Source organism: Mucilaginibacter sp., from assembly GCF_028288185.1.
Taxonomy (GTDB): Bacteria; Bacteroidota; Bacteroidia; order Sphingobacteriales; family Sphingobacteriaceae; genus Mucilaginibacter.
In genome coordinates this window covers 1-19,271 of the sequence record NZ_JAQBOF010000029.1, presented here as the reverse complement: position 1 = coordinate 19,271, position 19,271 = coordinate 1, and the positions used below count along the sequence as shown (strand labels likewise).

General features: G+C 41.3%; 17 protein-coding genes. 13 read left to right on the top strand and 4 right to left on the bottom strand.

Annotation, left to right across the window (positions count from 1 at the left end; genetic code table 11):
- Positions 1–78: 78 nt before the first annotated feature.
- Both JWQ34_RS12405 and JWQ34_RS12400 read left to right on the top strand, forming a co-directional pair.
- Positions 79–504, top strand: coding sequence for a VOC family protein (locus JWQ34_RS12405; RefSeq protein WP_299357596.1), 426 nt, complete (start codon positions 79–81; stop codon positions 502–504).
- A gap of 71 nt (positions 505–575) precedes the next feature.
- On the top strand, positions 576–1,175 hold the full coding sequence (locus JWQ34_RS12400) for a 2OG-Fe(II) oxygenase (protein WP_299357595.1): 600 nt from the start codon (positions 576–578) through the stop codon (positions 1,173–1,175).
- Positions 1,176–1,222: 47 nt separating this feature from the next.
- Here the strand turns inward: JWQ34_RS12400 and JWQ34_RS12395 are convergent, their stop codons facing one another.
- Positions 1,223–1,990 carry a hypothetical protein gene (locus JWQ34_RS12395; RefSeq protein ID WP_299357594.1) on the bottom strand — a complete coding sequence of 256 codons (768 nt, stop codon included), beginning with the start codon at positions 1,988–1,990 and terminating at the stop codon, positions 1,223–1,225.
- Positions 1,991–2,197: 207 nt separating this feature from the next.
- Here JWQ34_RS12395 and JWQ34_RS12390 point away from each other — a divergent pair, with 207 nt between their 5' ends.
- The 4 genes from JWQ34_RS12390 to JWQ34_RS12375 all read left to right on the top strand — a co-directional run bounded on the left by JWQ34_RS12390 (position 2,198) and on the right by JWQ34_RS12375 (position 7,315).
- Entirely contained in the window at positions 2,198–2,398 is a 201-nt protein-coding gene (locus tag JWQ34_RS12390) for a hypothetical protein (protein WP_299357593.1), read from the top strand.
- 284 nt (positions 2,399–2,682) lie between these two features.
- On the top strand, positions 2,683–4,308 hold the full coding sequence (locus JWQ34_RS12385) for a sodium/sugar symporter (protein WP_299357591.1): 1,626 nt from the start codon (positions 2,683–2,685) through the stop codon (positions 4,306–4,308).
- 22 nt (positions 4,309–4,330) lie between these two features.
- A complete protein-coding gene (locus JWQ34_RS12380; RefSeq protein ID WP_299357590.1) occupies positions 4,331–5,200 on the top strand; it encodes an inositol oxygenase family protein in 870 nt (289 codons plus the stop codon).
- Between the two features lie 111 nt (positions 5,201–5,311).
- Complete coding sequence (locus JWQ34_RS12375; protein ID WP_299357589.1) at positions 5,312–7,315, top strand: hypothetical protein; 2,004 nt, start codon at positions 5,312–5,314, stop codon at positions 7,313–7,315.
- A gap of 21 nt (positions 7,316–7,336) precedes the next feature.
- Here the strand turns inward: JWQ34_RS12375 and JWQ34_RS12370 are convergent, their stop codons facing one another.
- On the bottom strand, positions 7,337–9,751 hold the full coding sequence (locus tag JWQ34_RS12370; RefSeq protein ID WP_299357588.1) for a glycoside hydrolase family 2 TIM barrel-domain containing protein: 2,415 nt from the start codon (positions 9,749–9,751) through the stop codon (positions 7,337–7,339).
- Positions 9,752–9,991: 240 nt separating this feature from the next.
- Between JWQ34_RS12370 and JWQ34_RS12365 the strand changes: the two genes are divergently transcribed.
- From JWQ34_RS12365 to JWQ34_RS12355, 3 genes are all read left to right on the top strand, one after another.
- Complete coding sequence (locus JWQ34_RS12365) at positions 9,992–10,747, top strand: MBL fold metallo-hydrolase (protein WP_299357587.1); 756 nt, start codon at positions 9,992–9,994, stop codon at positions 10,745–10,747.
- A gap of 144 nt (positions 10,748–10,891) precedes the next feature.
- Complete coding sequence (locus JWQ34_RS12360; RefSeq protein WP_299357586.1) at positions 10,892–11,668, top strand: phosphatase PAP2 family protein; 777 nt, start codon at positions 10,892–10,894, stop codon at positions 11,666–11,668.
- A 281-nt stretch (positions 11,669–11,949) separates the two neighbouring features.
- Positions 11,950–12,405 carry a hypothetical protein gene (locus JWQ34_RS12355; protein ID WP_299357585.1) on the top strand — a complete coding sequence of 152 codons (456 nt, stop codon included), beginning with the start codon at positions 11,950–11,952 and terminating at the stop codon, positions 12,403–12,405.
- A gap of 309 nt (positions 12,406–12,714) precedes the next feature.
- Here JWQ34_RS12355 and JWQ34_RS12350 read toward each other — a convergent pair whose 3' ends face one another.
- The gene (locus JWQ34_RS12350) at positions 12,715–13,470 is read right to left on the bottom strand and encodes a Crp/Fnr family transcriptional regulator (RefSeq protein ID WP_299357584.1); all 756 of its coding nucleotides are present in this window, start codon (positions 13,468–13,470) and stop codon (positions 12,715–12,717) included.
- Between the two features lie 48 nt (positions 13,471–13,518).
- Here JWQ34_RS12350 and JWQ34_RS12345 point away from each other — a divergent pair, with 48 nt between their 5' ends.
- The 4 genes from JWQ34_RS12345 (at position 13,519) to JWQ34_RS12330 (ending at position 17,224) form a co-directional block, all read left to right on the top strand.
- A complete protein-coding gene (locus JWQ34_RS12345) occupies positions 13,519–14,181 on the top strand; it encodes a class I SAM-dependent methyltransferase (RefSeq protein WP_299357583.1) in 663 nt (220 codons plus the stop codon).
- Between the two features lie 4 nt (positions 14,182–14,185).
- The gene (locus JWQ34_RS12340; RefSeq protein ID WP_299357582.1) at positions 14,186–14,845 is read left to right on the top strand and encodes a methyltransferase domain-containing protein; all 660 of its coding nucleotides are present in this window, start codon (positions 14,186–14,188) and stop codon (positions 14,843–14,845) included.
- A 4-nt stretch (positions 14,846–14,849) separates the two neighbouring features.
- A complete protein-coding gene (locus tag JWQ34_RS12335; RefSeq protein ID WP_299357581.1) occupies positions 14,850–16,496 on the top strand; it encodes a SulP family inorganic anion transporter in 1,647 nt (548 codons plus the stop codon).
- Between the two features lie 152 nt (positions 16,497–16,648).
- Positions 16,649–17,224 carry a dihydrofolate reductase family protein gene (locus tag JWQ34_RS12330; RefSeq protein ID WP_299357580.1) on the top strand — a complete coding sequence of 192 codons (576 nt, stop codon included), beginning with the start codon at positions 16,649–16,651 and terminating at the stop codon, positions 17,222–17,224.
- A gap of 332 nt (positions 17,225–17,556) precedes the next feature.
- On the opposite strand, the gene JWQ34_RS12325 is transcribed toward JWQ34_RS12330, so the two are convergent.
- Positions 17,557–19,271, bottom strand: a 1,715-nt coding sequence (locus JWQ34_RS12325; protein ID WP_299357579.1) for an MBG domain-containing protein, incomplete at its 5' end; no start/stop codon positions are given.

Below are 19,271 nucleotides of genomic sequence, written 5' to 3'. Positions count from 1 at the left end.
CGTAAATGGCTTTTTTTATAAATAAAACGAATGTGCATCAAGCATTTATAAATTTATTTTTTTATTTAGCTTTACATTATGAACCCCAATAAATTACATGATAACCTGTCAATGCCAGCCTGTACAATAATCCCAGTGTTAGAATACGCGGATATTGTTGCAGCCATAAGCTGGCTCACTAACACATTCGGATTTTCTGAACGCTGGCGGGCAGGAAAGCATCGGGCTCAACTTTCTTTTGAGGATGGAGCAATAGCTATCAGCGAAGCAAACCCTGATAAGCCTATCCCACGAAGTACGATATTGGTACGTATTAAAAATGTATCGGCACATTGTGAACATGCACAAACCCGAGGTGCCGAGATATTAAGGCCACCATCTAATTTTCCTTATGGTGAGCGGCAGTATTCTGTAAGAGATATTGGCGGCCACGTATGGACTTTCTCGCAAACTATAGCCGATGTAACGCCTGAAGAATGGGGTGGGGTTTCTGCAAATCTATAAGTATATCGCTTGAAACCAATAAATTAAGAGTACCTTGACGCCATACCACTCATCGTATCACCCAGCATTTATTGAAAAAAATATTTAATGCCCTTATTGACAGTTTTATTGACAATAAAGTAGGTATAACACAAAACTTCATCAGCGCGCAACTTTCGTTGCAGCTCAAGCAAAATCTTATAAATATTTATTCCGAAAAGCTTTTTAAACATGCCGGTACCGGAAACGATAAGGATGTAAAGCACGACAGCAAGATAAGAGGGGATATGATTTATTGGCTTGACAGAAAGCATAATAATAGCCATGAAAATGCATTTTTTGATGTAATGGATAGTTTTATACTCCATTTAAATAATACCTGCTATACGGGCATTACCGGTTATGAATTTCATTATACTTTATATCCAATAGGCAGTTTTTATAAAAAGCACCTGGATCAGTTTAAAAGTAATGATAGCCGCAAATACTCTATGATTATTTATTTAAACACAGGATGGCTTGAGGCAGATGGAGGAGAGTTATGCATACATCATATTGATGACTTACAAATTATATCACCAGAAAATGGCAAAAGCGTGTTTTTTAAAAGCAACGAACTGGAACATGAAGTTTTATGCACCAATAAACCACGAATGAGCATAACCGGATGGTTAAAAGTAAATGCTATATAATTACTTATTACCAAAAAGCCCGGTTTTTTGGTAATAAGTAATATAATTTATAGCGCTCTTGTGCCTGTAACAGTAGTAATTTCGGTGCCGCTTCCACCACCGGCAAATGTGCCGTTAACTACATCTAAGCCACTAGAATTTCTACTTAAGGTAGCTATTGTCTTTCCGTTTGAATCAAGGAGGTTAAGTCCAACTATTGTTCCTGATTCCCCTTTAACGTCTGTTGATCCGCTTGCACTGTGAATAACGCTCCAAACCTTATCTGTACGGTTAACTAACATGTTAAATGTACCGGTTTCGGGCTTGGTAGAGCTGTATGTGCCAACATAAGCCTCAATAAGTGATGTTAATAGCTCTTTAGTTATACAGAATTGCGCGGATGGATGACCGGGTATAATAGGTAAGGTAATTATAGGGTTTTTACCATCAGCATCAACATTAAACTTAATACTAACGTCTGCCCCGTTTAATTTACCGGTAAAAATAGCAGAGAACGCAGAACCAGCCGTTGGAGTGCTTGTACTGATAAGAATAATAGTAACGCCATCAAGAACTAAAGTGCCTGTTGCACTTGTGCCGCCATTTGCAATGTCGAATTTAATAGTACCGGTTGAGCCTATAACTACTCCTATGTAAATACCCTTGCTGATGGTATTATTAGCAGCCGCTGCAATTGGTACGTTTGAACATGTTGGGCAACCGCTCCCGGTTGTGACTGTTGTGTCAGTTGTATCTTTTTTTGAACAGCTTATTATAAATGCGGCTACAAGCAGGCACGCTAATACAGCTAAAATATTTTTGTAGAGTTTTCTCATCTTGTTGCGATTAATTAAGTGTTAAAGGTGATTTAAGTGGTTGTTTTTCAATAATTTGAGAAAATTATATAAAATAATATAATCTTGCAATAGGTTATATGTACTTTTTTATTGTAGAATGTACTGTAAAATTAATTTTAGCATGGTGTGAAATTTTTCGGCACTCTTTTTGGTTTATAAAAAGCATGAAATTTAAATAGATACATCATGCTACTCATAACTTTACAAATAGTGTTAATATTAGGTGCCATATTAATACCCTTATATGCTAAAATACGCAAATCTAAAGCCCAATATAAAATCGACACCAATACTGATGACGCCAACTACGCTATAAACGAAGACGGGCTGTTAGAAAGATACCAACGCATTAATTTGAGCCAATCGAAACCTCAGGTAGAGAACTAATATTTTTGATCGGCTGTTTTATTGGATGATACCTGTTTCACATCTTTTATGATAAACTGTGAATCAGTTACATTAAAACATTTACGTTGGTAGTCCTGTAATATCTGATAAATATTATCCCTTTCTCGCTCTTGTTCTATCTTTAGCGCAGAATAATTCACATGCTCGCTTAATAAATATATAGGGATTTAGGTTATACTTTAATAGTTGCTGTAATTTGTTTATAACAATTATTTTGCAGTACTTCGATAGTACCAATTCATAACTCTAATATCCTGATATAAATGAACCATTTGTCTACTTGTGATTATATTGTATTTCTTATTTATTTTATTGTAGTATCAAGCTATGGCTATTGGATTTATAAAAGCAAAAAGAACCTTAATGCCGATACCAAAGATTATTTCCTGGCGCAAGGCTCATTAACCTGGTGGGCAATCGGTGCATCTATTATTGCATCTAATATATCATCCGAGCATTTTATCGCCATGTCTGGCTCCGGTTTCGCCATGGGCCTGGCCATTGCCAGCTATGAGTGGATGGCCGCGGCTACGCTAATTATTGTGGCTATATTTATTTTGCCCATCTATCTCAAAAATAAAATATATACCATGCCTCAGTTTCTGGCCATGCGTTACAATGATACCGTGAGTGGTGTTATGGCCGTGTTGTGGTTGTTAATTTATGTATTTGTTAATTTAACCTCGATTTTCTTTTTAGGCGCATTAGCTATCGAAACCATTACCGGTATAGATTTTAAGGTCTGTATCATCGCATTAGCTATATTTTCGGCTATAATTACACTGGGTGGCATGAAAGTTATTGGCTATACGGATGTTATACAGGTATTTGTTTTGGTGATGGGAGGTTTAATAACCTGTTATATGGCACTGCATTTAGTATCTGATAAGTTGGGTGCCAAAACAGTTTTTGATGCATTGCCGTTATTAAGAGATCAGGCTTCAGATCACTTCCACATGATATTTCATAAAGGAGATAAATATTACAATGACCTGCCGGGCATTGCTGTACTGGCGGGCGGCCTTTGGATAAACAATTTAAACTACTGGGGCTGTAACCAATACATTGTGCAACGTGCCTTAGGCGCCGATTTAAAAACCGGCCGCAGCGGGTTAATATTTGCCGCGTTTTTAAAATTGTTAATACCGGTTATTGTGGTAATTCCGGGTATTGCCGCATTTGTATTATATCAGCATGGTTATTTTCATACAGAAATGATGGATGGCGGCGTAGTTAAACCAGATCATGCTTACCCAACATTAATGAACCTTTTGCCTACCGGGTTGAAGGGTTTGGCATTTGCAGCCCTTACAGCGGCAATTGTAGCTTCTTTAGCTGGTAAAAGCAATAGTATTGCTACCATTTTTACGTTAGATATTTATAAGAAATATATCAACAAAAAAGCCTCAGAAAAGCTATTGGTTAATATAGGGCGTATTACGGTTGTAGTAGCATCGGTAATTGCCATGTGTGTTGCGCCAACGCTGCGTACGTTCGACCAGGTTTACCAGTTTATACAAGAATGGGTAGGATTTATTTCGCCGGGTATATTCGCTATATTTTTATTAGGCTTTTTCTGGAAAAAAACCACATCAAGAGCGGCCCTGGTATCAGCGGTAATAGTTATCCCGTTATCATTATTGTTTAAATACCTGCCACAAATATCTGGTGGCGCTATAGAGGCCATACCATTTTTAAACCGAATGAGTTGGGTTTTTGTCATTATTATTATATTAATGGTATTGGTAACTTTAACAGATCCTGAAAGCAAAGACAATAAAAAAGGCCTTGAGGTTGATAGTAGTATGTTTAAGGTAACGCCTTCTTTTATTGTTGCTTCGGTATTAATTTGTGGCATATTGACTGCACTTTATACAGTTTTTTGGTAACTTTAATTAAATTAAAACAGATATGGAAAATCTAAATGAAAGTGAATTATCTCCTTTAGCTAGTTTAGACGTTTGGGAGGATGATGTTTTAAAAAGATATCCGGAAACCGGACCCACCAAAACTAAAGAGGAGTTTAGAAATTATGATGCTCCGGAAATTGATGGGGTTAGGGAGTTTTATCGCCTTAACCACAAATATCAAACCTATGATAATGTGCTGGCAAAAAAAGCCAACTTCCTGAAGTTTGATAAAATGGAAATGCCCTGGTGGAAAGCCATGGAATACTTGAATACGTTGGTTGATGATTCTGATCCGGATATATCATTAGATCAGTTACAACACTTACTACAAACAGCTGAAGCTATCCGTGCAGACGGCTACCCGGATTGGTTTGTGTTAACCGGTTTTATACATGACCTTGGTAAAGTGCTTTGCTTATTTGGCGAGCCGCAGTGGAACGTAGTAGGAGATACCTTTCCGGTTGGCTGCGCGTTCTCAGATAAAATTGTTTACCCGGAGTTCTTTGCTGCGAATCCGGATATCCATGACGAAAGGTTTAATACCAAATACGGTGTTTATTCGCACGAGTGCGGCTTAGACAACGTACACATGTCATGGGGCCATGATGAGTATTTGTATCACCTCACCAAAGATTATTTGCCTGAGCCTGCTTTGTATATGATCCGTTATCACTCGTTCTATTCACAACATCGCGAGAACGCTTATAAGCATTTATTAACCCCGCATGATAAAGACATGTTTAAATGGGTGGATAAGTTTAACCCGTATGATCTCTATTCAAAAAGCCCTAAGGTGCCTGTTGTTTCTGAACTGAAACCTTATTATGAAGATTTGATAGCTAAATATTTGCCGGAAACGGTTAAGTTATAATATGACTGAGCCTTCCCCATATCAGGAAGGCTTTTTTGTTTCTGTTGATTTAATATAGCCTTGTATATACAAGGCTATTCTTTTATGTTTGATTGTTAATAACCTGCAACTATGAAAAAGAGTCTACTCCTGGTGTGTTTTCTATTGTGTGTGATATTTGCAAAAGCACAAGACGCTATCAAGCAAAATAAATACCGCGACTTATATTCAGACACATGGGTTGCCACAGACGCGCTTGGCAGAACAATGCCCGACATGAATGCGGTTGGACCGGTTAAGACAGATCATAAAAGAGTAGTAGGTATATTTTATATTACCTGGCATAGCGATAACCTGGCTAACATGAAAAGCCCGTATTCGGCGGATGTAAGCAAGGTTTTGGCTGCCGACTCGAACGCGCGCCTTGACGCAAAAAATCCGCAATGGAAAGAAGGCTCTTACCATTGGGGCGAACCTGAAATGGGCTATTTTTTAAGCAGGGATGAGTATGTTATCCGCAAGGATATGTCAATGCTTGCTGATGCTGGGGTAGATGTATTGATATTTGATGTGACCAACGCGGTTAGGTATTGGAGTGAATGGGAAACCATCTTCAGCGTAATGGAGAAAATGAAAGCCGAAGGCAACAAGGTTCCACAATTCTGCTTTTGGGCCTACAATGGCCCGGTTATCACCGTAGTGCAGGATCTTTATGATAAGATCTACAAGATAAATAAATACCAGGATCTATGGTTTTATTGGAATGGCAAACCGCTTTTGCTTTATAACGGCACACCACAAGCTAAAGATGCTACGGGGAATGTTCAGGAAAATCCTAATCCGCATTACGATGAAGCGGCGCTGACGGATAAAAATAATCCCCACTATGGCAATAAAGACTATACCGATAAATTCTATACAGATTACACTCAGGAAGTAAAAAACACATTTACTTCACGCAGTATGTGGTGGGGCTATTATAAATGGGCAGGTAAACGCTATGTTGGTACCGAAGACAACTGGAGTTTTGGCTATGATTTGGGCGATAAAAAAGTACGTGCGCTAAACCCCGATAGCCTGATGGCAACACATAAGGGCGAGCACGAAGAGATGGCGGTAACGCCAGCGCAGCATCCATCAAGTTTGGTGGGTAAATCATGGTCGCGAGCTGATGGTGAACCGAAACTGGATGCGCATGATATGCCTTTGGAAACCTATGTGCCCTGGTTAAAAAAGAAAGTGGCGCACCCGGAGGGGTATGGTATATATTTCCAGCAACGTTGGGATGAAGCCTTAAAAGCCGAGCCGTCCTTTTTATATATAAACGACTGGAACGAATGGACAGCCGGGAAATACCAACCCGATGCCGGTAAAACGTTTGATTTTATGCGCCGTAAAAATTCCTACTTTTTTGTGGATCAATACAACGCTGAATTTAACAGAGCCATACAACCCATGAAAGGGGGCTATACTGATAACTATTATATGCAGATGGCAGAAAATATACGGAAGTATAAAGGCGTACGCGCGATACCACAATTAAAAGGAATTACACTCATTAAAATAGACGGCAATTTTGCCGATTGGAAAGCCATAGCAACAGAATATCGTGATACCAGGGGAGATGTAGCCCATCGGGATCATAACGGCTACGGTGGTTTGCATTATAAAGACACATCGGGGCGTAATGATATTGTAACTTGTAAAGTAGGAGTGGATAATAGCAATGTGTACTTCTACGCCGAAACAGATCAAAAGCTATCGCCATCAACAGGTAACAACTGGATGTTGCTATTGATTGATGCAGATCAAAACTCGAACACGGGTTGGTATGGTTATGATTTTATGGTCAACAAAAAAGTGATCGACAGTAAAACAACCACGCTACTGCGCTACGATGCAAAAGCACCCGGCGATCATTGGGTTGAAGTAGCCAAAGTTAATTACCGCTATAAAGGCAATAAATTGGAAGTTGCTATTCCCCGTAGCTTGCTTAAATTTAAAGGGAATAGCTTGACCTTCGACTACCACTGGAGTGATAACCCCGATAACTTAATTGATCCTATCTCATTAAGTACCAGTGGCGACAGCGCCCCTAACCGCAGGTTTAATTACAGATGTATCTGGAGGAAATAAGTATTATATACAGCTCTCTTTTTATACAACTTTAATGCTTACTATACTTGCTCCTAATGTAGCATGGTTAGCGTGTAAACTGATAATGCCTGAACTTTTTGGTCTTGCTTTTACCCATATTGCTGCCGCGCCGCCACTATCATTAAGATCGAACGGGTTATCGCCTACAATAATACCTGGGCCATCTATATTGAACGTAACATTACCCCCCGCGAAAGGCCTTGGAGCTCCAAATTTATCAAGAACTCTAAATACAACTCGTGTTGCGTCTGTACCATCGCCAAGTATTTCTTTATCATCAGCAAGCAACGAAAACTGATCCTGGCTTGTATTAGCAGAGTACGAACGGGAGCAAACTTTAACATCGCCTACATAACCATGTATTCGTAGTTCAATAGGTTTGGTGGTAAATTCAAGATCAGTAAAAAATGGCGCGTGTTTTAAATTAGGATAGTTTTTAACATCCGGCTTAATACTGGTATGGCTTTGGTTATCAATAAACAACTCTAACCGCTCGCAGTTGGAGAAAATAGCTACATGTTTCCCCGGGCCATTGGGTGATTTAGGGCCAAAGTCCCAGTAAAAGTTAGGATGAATTACCGCACCTGATTTTGGATCACCTTGCGATAGATAAAACGAGGCTCCCAATTTTGGTATCCTGAAAACATCAGATACTCCAGGATATTTTACATTACGATATTGATTAAGCAAACTCGAATACTCAAAAGCGCACCAGGCTATCACCCCGCTATTGCGTGGATTGCTGCCGGATTTGCTATGAGCCTGCGCATGTGCAAGTGCCTGGTTAGCCTGTATATTGACTTCTGCCGTACGGCGATAAAAGCTATTGAAGTATTTGCGGTTAGGGTAATTAAATTGACCCACGGCTTCGGCAAGCATGTAAGGGTAGTCCTCAATGGGATCAAGTATACCAACACTAGCATCAGAGTCTGCGTGGTAATCATCGTAAGCAAAAACTTCTTCGTGCCAATCTTTTTCCCAGTTTTTTCTTGTATCAGGTGTCAGCGAACCCGATGTAGGGCGCGAATCATCCAGTGATTTAGCAATTTCTCGTGTTTTATGATAGAGAGCTTCATTACTGGCCGACTCATTTACCCTTGTACCCCAAATAATAATTGAGGGCCGGTTACGATCACGAATAACCATGTCCTTTACGTTTTGAAGCAAGACCTCTTTCCAGGCATCATTCCCTATATACTGCCATCCGGGTACTTCTTCCCATACCATCAGGCCTAACTCATCGCAAGCATCTAAAAAAGCATCATTTTGCGGGTAATGCGAACAACGTACGATGTTACAATGGAAATCATTTTTAAGTATCTCGGCATCTTTGCGCATAACTCTTGCAGGCATTGCAAAACCTACATAAGGGTACACCTCATGCCGGTTTAACCCGAAGAGCTGTAACCGGCGTCCGTTCAAAAAAAAGCCCTCTAATTTAAATTTAGCATCCCTTACGCCAATGCGTTTAGTATAGTTATGCAGTGGTTGCCCATCTACCAATATTGTAGTAACAATATCATATAACTTAGGGTTGTCTATGTCCCATAAGGTTATGTTATTGAGTGCAGATAGGGTTACTGATGTAGTTGATTCGCCTATCTTGTTAATTGTAATAGCTTTTTCTGCTTTGGCAATTGTATGATTACCATCTTTCATTTCAACCCGTATTCGAACCGATTTATTGGGTAACAAGGCTGCATCTACGGTGTAGCTAACTTCAATTCGGCGGTTAATAGTTAAAACATCTACGGGCTTGGCAAAAACGTCATTAATGAAGATCTTAGGAACAGCCTGTAAACTAACAGATCGATGTATGCCGCCAACTTCCAAATAATCAACACTTGGCGCACCCTTTGGTGAGCCATCCGGCGGAACATTGCTCCAACGGGAATCTACAGACAATGCCAATACATTATCCCCATCTTTTATAAAATCAGTAATTTCATATTGAAATGGCAGGTACCCGCCCAAGTGTTGCGGTAACTCATGACCATTAATGTAAGGCGAAGCATTAGTCATTACCCCATCAAACTTTAAAAATATACGCATACCTTTTAGTTTTTCAGGAATAGTAAAATGACGGCGATAGATCCAAACGTCCTGCCAGTTTTTAACATCCCAATCTTGCCATGAAAGAGTGTTGACTGCATGGGGTAGGGTAATTTGTTTAAAAGCATTATCATCAAAACCGGGTAGTCCGCTGCCGGTAATAAACTTCCCGCCAAAAAGCCAGTCCTGATCTAAAGATACTTTTACCGCGGCCGCGCCACTTTGGCCTAATGCTTTATGAGTAACTAAACAGCCCAATAATGAACCCGAGCTTAGTGCTATGGTGCCTATAGCACAGTTTTGTATAAAATTTTTCCTTGAAAGCCCGTTACCCGCTTTTGTATTTTTTAGATTGTTTGCCATTTTGGGGCTGTTTTTTTGGTTAAATTGGAATAAGGCATAAGTAACGCCGGTCTATGATCGAAAAATAGATATTATAATCTAAATTTGGGAATAATAACCTTGTTTGTTACAAACTAAAGGCAACTTGAAAATAGGTTGTTGCGTATTTTAAGCAAGTGTTTAAAAAATCAGATAAAACAAAATCGTCTTCAAATATTAAAAGATAATCTATAGTTTAGTAACTACATCAAAATACAAATTATGAAAATTAAAATCATCCTTACGCTTTTAATAACACTTGGTGTTTTATCAAGCTATGCGCAGCGCCCAGAACCCGATCATGTAAACACCAAAGGCGGCGAATTAACCATACAGCCAATTAACCACGCCACATTGGTGCTTAGTTATCAGCATAAAAATATTTATGTTGACCCAACAGGCGGGATAGATGCATTTAAAGGTATTGCAGCCCCGGACATGATCGTAATAACTGATATTCATGGAGATCATTTTGACCCAAAAACCATTGATGCCATTAACACAACTCATGCCGTGCTTTTGGTTCCGCAAGCAGTAGCGGATAAGCTACCATCAACTACAGATAAAACAAAATTGGTGATACTTAAAAATGGCGAAACAACCAGTCAACTTAATATCTCTATTAAAGCTATACCAATGTATAACCTGCCCGAGTCGCCAACCGCGTTCCATACAAAGGGTAGAGGTAACGGCTATGTTTTAACTATTGGCGGTAAAAACGTTTACATATCCGGCGATACAGCTGATATCCCCGAAATGCGCTCGCTTAAAAATATTGATATTGCTTTTGTATGCATGAACCTGCCCTATACGATGGATGTTAAAACCGCGGCTAGTGGTGTTTTAGCATTTAAACCGAAGGTAGTTTACCCTTATCATTACCGTGGGCAGGATATTAATCAGTTTAAAATCCTGGTTAATGCAGGGGATAAAAGTATTGATGTTAGGTTGAGAGAGTGGTATCCGGCTGCTAAATAACTGGTATCGAACACTATACCTATAATAGCAAAGCCTCCCTATGTCGTGTAGAGAGGCTTTGTACAATACCAGGAAATAATTGATTATTTCATATAGACTTAAACAAACATGACCATACATTGTTAAATATGATAAATTAAGCTCTTGAAAAAGATCATATTTGCATTGTTGTATGCGTTGGCGCTTGAGGCAAATGCCCAGGTTACAGATACAGTTAAGCGTAAGCCTGAGGATAATGTTGCGGCTACGCCGGATACGGCAAAACGTTTATATAGTAAGCCGGGGACATTCATTGTACCGGCGATTTTAGTGGGCTACGGTGCCTTGTCATTTGTGGCTCCAGTACGCAACATCGATTATTACTTGAAGATGCGTGTAGAACGGAGCGATCCAAACTATAGCTCAAAAATAGATGATTATTTGCAGATTGCGCCCGCGGTTTTGGTATACGGCCTGAACCTGGCGGGATATGAAGGTAAAAATAGATTTGTCGACCGCACTGCATTAATTACCCTTTCGGCCGGAATTTTAACCGTTACGGACGGATTAAAATATCTAGCACACCGCACGCGTCCCTATGGAACCGACCCGCTTTCTTTTCCGTCCGGACATACCGGAGCCGCATTCCTCTGCGCCGAATTCCTGGCACAGGAATATTCCGACAAATCGCCTTTATATGGTGTGCTCGGTTATACACTTGCAACCACTACAGGCATTATGCGGGTATACGGAAGGGCCCATTGGTTTAGCGATTGTGTTGCCGGAGCAGGTTTTGGAATACTTTCTACCAAGGTAGCATACCTGGTTTATCCCATCATCCGCAACGCGCTAACACACAAGGATAAACATGGTAGAAGCACGATGGTTATACCCACCTACCAGGACGGTGTACCGGGCTTATCATTTGCTATGCAATTATGAGACTAATGTAGCCACCATAAGTCTTGCCATGTCTAATCTATAAATTCATAACATCAGTTCTATTCTTTTAGGATTTTATATGGATATAATATAAAATTCTGTCTTTAAAATAAGTGGGGATTTTTTTTCACATTATGCGGAAAAGTCGCTCGGCTACTACCTCTCTTTATTGGCTTACTTACTGGGATTTGGGTTGGATTGCTTTTTGTTTAGTGGAAGTGGCGCTTGGTATTATTTACTGACGCCGATAAGCTATGATCAACCAACCAACGGACCGAATTTTGAAACCGATATATTTAATTTTATCACTCTTGTTATTAACGGGCTGTTTAAAGACTAACATAGCACCTATATCCTCAAAAAGCAATATCAGCACTATCAAGGCTGATACATTAAATAGCAATATCAAAAATAACAATACCAACCTTACCAAAGCAGATACATTAAATACTTACGATTGGTATAATGGAACAAAAGGCACTGCATTGATACAGGTTATCTGTAACGACTGCAACGCAATAGCGACCATAGGCAATGTTACCACGCCATTTTTATTTAACGAGCAAGGAGTAGGACAGCTTAAATATACACCGGCATCCGACCTGTTAATTCATATAGCTGTTTGTCCGGGGAGTGTTAAAATAATTAAGGCCGATATTTTTGATGCGAAAAAAGCTTTGATATACACTTATTCCGGTGTCAGCGGCAATTGGAATGACACTTATATTATAAAATAAATAACGGTCAAAAGCTATAACGGTTTAAGCTTAAAAGAAGCCTTTATAATTTTTTCGGTCTAAGGTCTCGGTAGAAACCCTGACGCTGATCATGCAACAAAAAAGCCTGACACTTTTCGTATCAGGCTTTTTGTTCGATTCTTTAGATGTATGCGATGATACACAGTATCAGAACATTTTATAGAGACTTACAAGTTTAATCGGCCTTAATGAACTAATCAGTTGATTTTTTATAGAGGGTGGCAACGTCTTACAAACATTCCGTGGGGAGGTGAACACCGTTTAAGAAAATCAATTAAGCATCCGCGCTTAATGATAATTCGATTTTTTGACCAGCTGCTTGATGTCTTTGATCCATATCTTCCGGCCATCCGTTTCCACTATACCTTCCGCTTTTAACTCTTTTAATAACCGGATCACGTTTTCCTGTGCGATTCCGGCCATATTCGCCAGGTCCATCCGGGAAATGTTTAAAACAATTTCATGTTCGGCTGATCCCTCTTCCTTGTATTTTTCCCGGAGCACGATTAGCGCGATGGCGAGCCGTTCCGGAGCAGTACGTTGCGCAATCACGGAAATGCTGTTGGTCAACACCGTAAATTCATGACTCAACGCTTTTAGCAACCGACCTGTAAAGGCGGGCGAACGGTGTAAAATACTTATAAAATCCTCTTTGGGTATGAAGCTAATCAGGCTATCCTCGATGACTGCGGCCGAATCCGGATAGCGTTCTTCTGACAGCACCGCATGATAGCCGATTAGTTCGCCCTGATTGGCCACATAAAATATCTGCTCTTTGGCGCTATTATCTACTTTGTATTTTTTGACCTTGCCGCTGCGGATCAGAAAAATACCGGAGGGTATCGTACCCTCCCTGAAGATCATATCGCCTTTCCTGTATTTCAGTTCGGTCTGATGCGCTAGCAAACCCGCCAGATCTGCCTCGGAAAGGACATTCAGCGTTGATTGCGTGGTGAAATTCCAGCGATCGATCGGGAAAATTCCGGAGAGGCTCATACGGTAAAGATACGAATTTAAAAAACTGATAAATATCAGCTTCTGCATTGATTTGTTACGGTAAATAGACTACCCGTTGGGATTAAATTGCAGGCTATGAAAGCTTACCCCTTTTTCCATTTTCCACCGCTCCCGGATGACCTCAATCAGGTTATGGCCCTAAAATTAAAAAAAGTTCATTTGAATGCGAGCCTATTCAATAATGATGTGGCGTTTGATTGGCTGTACCCAGAACATTTTCAGCTGTTATCGCTCAAACACTGGACACCCTTGGCCATTGCCCGGAAAGCGGCCGAGTTCCTTGCAGAGCCGGATGCCAGGGTATTGGACATCGGTAGCGGTGTAGGTAAATTTTGTTTGGCCGGAGGCTATCATTTTCCCGAAACACATTTCTTCGGGGCCGAGCAAAGGCACGAGTTGATTTGCCAGGCCGAGGAAGCAAAATGCTATACCGCGCTGTTTAATGTCAATTTCATTTATGCAAATATTACTCAGATCAATTTCAAGGAGTTTGATCATTTCTATTTTTATAATTCCTTTTACGAGAATATCGACCCGGATAATCAAATCGATGATACGATAGAGTTATCGGAAAGCCTCTACGCTTATTATACGCTATATTTATTTAAAGCCCTGGATGAAAAACCAGCCGGGACCCGGCTGGTTACCTTTCATAGTTTCGAGCAGGAAATACCGCCGAGTTTTAAACTGGCCGATATGGCCTGTAATGGCCTGATGAAAATGTGGATCAAAGCCTGACCAAATGGAAACCCTGGAATTTTTACGTTCCCGCATTAGGAATTTTAAAACTTTAAGAAAAAGCAAAAAAATGCTTAACGAGTTACTCAACCCCGCGCTGTTCAGGCATGATACTACTTTTGACGACTTATATCCCGAACATATCCAGGAAATGTCGCAAATGCACTGGACACCGGTGGGCATTGCCAAAAAGGCAGGTGATTTTCTGGCCATTCCTCATGCCAGGGTTTTGGATATCGGCAGCGGTGTAGGGAAATTCTGTATTACAGCGGGATTTTTTCACCCTGAAACAACATTCTGCGGAATTGAACAGCGAGAAGAGTTATATACTTTCGCCGAAATAACCAAAGCGGAAATGGAATTACCCAATGTGCGTTTTATTCACGGCAACCTGACAGAATTGGAATTTAAAGATTATGATCATTTTTATTTCTATAATTCGTTCTACGAGAATATTGAGCCCGATAGCCGGATAGACTATAGTATAAGGACTTCTTTTGAACTATATGACCGGTATAGTCGGTTTGTTTACCAAATGTTGGAAGAGAAGCCCCCAGAAACGAGGCTGGTAACTTTTCATGCCCCGGACGCTCAAATTCCGCCGGGATACCAATTGGTTAATAATTCCTATAACCGGGTATTGAAAATGTGGATAAAGCAATAAGACCATGTTTAAACCAAAACTCATTGATACGTTAAAGAATTACAAAAAGGAGCAGTTTTTTAAAGACTTGGTTGCCGGCATAATTGTAGGCATCGTGGCCCTGCCATTGGCCATTGCTTTTGCCATTGCTTCGGGCGTATCTCCCGAAAAAGGGATTTTTACCGCCATCATCGCTGGCTTGGTCATTTCCGCTTTAGGCGGTAGCCGGGTACAGATCGGCGGCCCGACCGGTGCCTTTATCGTGATCGTCTATGGCATAGTTCAGCAATTCGGGATCAATGGTTTGATCATCGCTACGTTTATCGCGGGAGTACTGTTGGTCATTATGGGCCTGACCAAATTAGGCAGCGCTATTAAGTATATTCCATACCCATTAATTATTGGTTTTACCACCGGGATCGCGCTCATAATCTTCTCATCAGAAGTCAAGGATTTCTTAGGGTTGAAAATAGGTAATATACCGGCCGACTTTATAAGCAAATGGCTGGTATATGGCCAGCACCTGCCTTCAGTCAATCTTTATGCGGCAGGCATCGGGGTATTCACTTTACTGGTCGTTTTCGTATGGCCTAAAATAACCCATAAAGTTCCCGGATCATTGATAGCTATTATCGTTACCACTTTTGCCGTTAGCTTTTTCCATTTGCCCGTGGAAACCATTGGCAGCCGTTTTGGGGCCATCCCTTCATCATTGCCAATGCCCGTTATTCCCGCGGTGAGCTTTACTACTTTACAACAACTCATCCGGCCGGCCATTACCATTGCCCTGCTGGGCAGTATCGAATCCTTACTATCCGCCGTAGTGGCTGATGGGATGATCGGTGGCAATCACCGTTCCAATACCGAACTTATTGCCCAGGGACTGGCCAATATTTGTTCATCGATCTTCGGCGGCATTCCCGCAACCGGAGCCATTGCCCGGACGGCCACCAATATCAAAAACGGGGGACGGACACCGATTGCGGGCATAGTTCACGCGCTAACCTTGCTACTTATTATGCTTTTTGTGGGCAAATGGGCCGCGCTAATCCCAATGGCAACACTTGGTGGCATCCTGATTGTAGTTGCCTGGAATATGAGCGAAATGGATAATTTTATTTCCGTGTTTAAAGGTTCAAAAAGCGACGCGGCGGTTTTGCTTACCACTTTTGGACTCACCGTATTAGTCGACCTAACGGTAGCTATTGAGATTGGAATGATCCTGGCCGCTTTTTTGTTTATGCGGAAAATGATGCAGGCGAGTTCGGTACATGGCGTTTCACAGATAAACCAGACAGACGAAATGTTTAACCTTGCAGAACTTCCCGAAGGGGTGGATGTTTTTGAGATCAACGGCCCCCTGTTTTTTGGCGCAGCCTATAAATTTAAAGATGCGATGAAAGTCATCGAAAGCCCTGCCCGGGTACTCATCGTACGGATGCGAAATATGCCTGTGATTGATGCTACCGGTATCCAGGTACTGCGCGAGGTGTATACCGCAACAAAGAAACAAGGAACAAAATTGATCCTTGCCGAGATAAATAGTTCGCAGGTTACCGTTGAATTAAAAAAGGCGCGTTTGCTCTTTCAGATCGGAAAAGGTAATATCAAAGATACGTTTGAACGAGCGTTGGCGCGAGCAAATGATATTTTAAGCGGACCCGATGAATAAAAATTTATGACAGCCTGATTTTTTAATTATTACTTTCATTTTTGACGAACGCAAATGGTCACAAAATGCCCTCATATTGTCACGATTACCCCTTGTGCGGATACCTCGGTCGTTTTAACTTTATACAACCATTAAACTAATAAAAAAACAAAATGAGAGAAATCAGGATCTTCGAACATATCTCGCTGGACGGCGTGATCGACCACGATCAAGACTATGCCTATGGCGCATGGACGGCACCTTATCGAAGCCCGGCTGGCCTGGAGGCCGTCATTGAGTCACAGGGCACGGGCTTTGATCTGCTGCTTGGCCGCCGCACCTACGATATCTGGGCCGACTACTGGCCGAAGGCCGGGAACAGTCCGATGGCGGATAGTCTGAACTTAGCAACGAAATACGTTGCGACTCACAGGCCTGACAGCCTTAAATGGGGACCGGTCGGAGATCTGGGTACGGATGTAATAGAGGGTATTCGCGGCCTCAAGTCAACGGACGGTCCTGACTTGATACTCTGGGGAAGTTCAACGCTTACATCTGTGTTGCTTGGGGAGGGACTGGTGGATGAGGTTGTGTTGTTCGTGTACCCTATATTACTGGGCCGGGGCAAACGCTTCTTTTCGGACAGCGTTGATGCGCGCGAACTCGCTCTCGTCAGCACGAAGACCACGCCAACGGGTGTGCTCATGAATACTTATCGATACGTACGATCCCTGCGAACCGTTATTTAAACAACAAAGCCTTGATGCTTTCATATCAAGGCTTTGTGCCGATTCTTTAATAGTACTCAAAACGAGAATCGAACTCGCACTCCTTTAACTGGAATCCCGATTTAAATTGGGACATGTCCCGGTTAGTAGTTTGAAGTATGTCCGATATAATACACTGGTTCAAACCTGGCGAAGTCTGGACTCTGTGCCCTGTCAATGAAGTCGAAAAAAAATAGCCATCGAAAAGCAACACCAACCTACCCCCTATATTAGTGGCGAAACTGAATTATTTCAAAACTTGAGGAACTCATACAGTCTGAATTAAATACACTCAGCCCATTAGATAAAGGCATTTATCGTAAAATCGATACCCAACCTGATAATGGTTTACTGGTTTTGTCTAGCCTTATCACATAGTAATAAGTTCCTGCCGGTAACTCACTGCTGTTGTATTTGCCATCCCAGGCAATTGGATAGTTGATGGAATAGAACACACGTGAGCCAGTGCGATTGAAAATTTCAACAGTACTGTTTGGATAATCATGAATGTTTTTGATCTGCCAAGTATCGTTAACTCCATCGCCATTAGGGGTAAACGTATTAACTATAGCGACACTGTTTACATTCAAGGTGCCCGACTGATAGGTAATACTATAATTTGTTGATGCGGCACTGGTTACAGTTATCGGATATTCTCCCGGTGCAGAGTTAATAGTAGCTGTGGTCGATACCTGGGGCCGTGCTGTTAGATTATTGTCGCTATCGCTGTTTACAAAACCGGTGTAAGTAATAGTTAACGTTGGATTTGGCAAGTTCATACCTTTGGTTTTATCATCGGCAATTATAATCAATGGGGCAGGTGTTACTGTACCGTTAGCGGTCATGTTCACCGTTATTGCATCCCGGCTGCTTAATTTGATATCGCCAGTATAGCTGCACACCAGTGAACCCTTTGCCAATCGTACATATATTTTAGTTGCAGCTATTGTACCTGTTCCGGGGATAGTGAGCGCTTTACCAAATGTGCTATTGTTAGTGCTTATCTCAAATCCTGTTGGTGCGCTTATTATTATTTCGGTACTCATGTTTATACCAGATACAGTAAATACAGCTGAAGTTGATGCTGTACCATATAAAGCGCTGAATGGAGGCAGAATTCCCAGTGCGGTTATAACTGGTTCCGGCGCTCTGATCACTGTAACTATATAAGTCATTTTAGTAATACCATCCTGTGCGATGACAACCACTGTGATAACGTTCGAGCCAACTATCAATGGGATATTTTGTGAAGTATTGCCACTTACTACTGATTGTCCATTAACGGTAATTGCTGCATTTGGATCGCCGGCCGCTGGTGTTACCTTTTCAGTCGTAATGGAGTAGCCCACATTCACAGTGTAATTTGTTGTTGATGATACAAAAACCGGATTCAATGGACCTGTGCTGATCGTCAGATTATTAAGTGATGCATTGGTCAGCCCAAGCACCGTTAACGTACCATCAGTATAGTTGATGTTGTAATTGGGGGATGCCACGCTGCTAACAGTGATAGGATATGTTCCTGGTAAGCTTGTGGTAGTGGCTACAGTTTTTGCAACTCCCTGACTGGTTAGTTTGGCAGGAGTATCACCATTCATAAAGTTGGTGTATTTTAAAGTCAAATCAGGATTTGATGAACCATAATTACGACTCTTATCTTCAGCTTTTACATTTAATGTAGCAGGAGTAATGGTCATTGTCCCGTTTATATAGCTAACATTATAATTAGTTGAAGAAGCGCCATTTACAACGATTGGGTAAGTACCAACTGGGGTACTTTCGTTCACTAAACTGCTGATCAATGGCGGAGATATCAGGTTAGCGATTGATTCGTCATTCACAAACCCTGAAAGTGTGAAAGTCAGTGTGGGACTCGCCGCGCCATAAGTCCGCAATTGATTGTTGGCCGTCACCACCAGTGCCGCTTTGCTAATTGTCAACGTACCGTTAGTATAGGCAATGATATAATTAGCAGAAGCCGCCCCATTGACAGAGATTTGATAAGCACCCACCGGGCTGGTTATAACCG

Coding starts and splice junctions, on each gene's coding strand:
- JWQ34_RS12405 (WP_299357596.1), top strand. CDS start 79: ATGAACCCCAATAAATTACATGATAACCTGTCAATGCCAGCCTGTACA.
- JWQ34_RS12395 (WP_299357594.1), bottom strand. CDS start 1,990: ATGAGAAAACTCTACAAAAATATTTTAGCTGTATTAGCGTGCCTGCTT.
- JWQ34_RS12390 (WP_299357593.1), top strand. CDS start 2,198: ATGCTACTCATAACTTTACAAATAGTGTTAATATTAGGTGCCATATTA.
- JWQ34_RS12385 (WP_299357591.1), top strand. CDS start 2,683: ATGAACCATTTGTCTACTTGTGATTATATTGTATTTCTTATTTATTTT.
- JWQ34_RS12380 (WP_299357590.1), top strand. CDS start 4,331: ATGGAAAATCTAAATGAAAGTGAATTATCTCCTTTAGCTAGTTTAGAC.
- JWQ34_RS12375 (WP_299357589.1), top strand. CDS start 5,312: ATGAAAAAGAGTCTACTCCTGGTGTGTTTTCTATTGTGTGTGATATTT.
- JWQ34_RS12370 (WP_299357588.1), bottom strand. CDS start 9,751: ATGGCAAACAATCTAAAAAATACAAAAGCGGGTAACGGGCTTTCAAGG.
- JWQ34_RS12365 (WP_299357587.1), top strand. CDS start 9,992: ATGAAAATTAAAATCATCCTTACGCTTTTAATAACACTTGGTGTTTTA.
- JWQ34_RS12350 (WP_299357584.1), bottom strand. CDS start 13,470: ATGCAGAAGCTGATATTTATCAGTTTTTTAAATTCGTATCTTTACCGT.
- JWQ34_RS12345 (WP_299357583.1), top strand. CDS start 13,519: ATGAAAGCTTACCCCTTTTTCCATTTTCCACCGCTCCCGGATGACCTC.
- JWQ34_RS12340 (WP_299357582.1), top strand. CDS start 14,186: ATGGAAACCCTGGAATTTTTACGTTCCCGCATTAGGAATTTTAAAACT.
- JWQ34_RS12335 (WP_299357581.1), top strand. CDS start 14,850: ATGTTTAAACCAAAACTCATTGATACGTTAAAGAATTACAAAAAGGAG.
- JWQ34_RS12330 (WP_299357580.1), top strand. CDS start 16,649: ATGAGAGAAATCAGGATCTTCGAACATATCTCGCTGGACGGCGTGATC.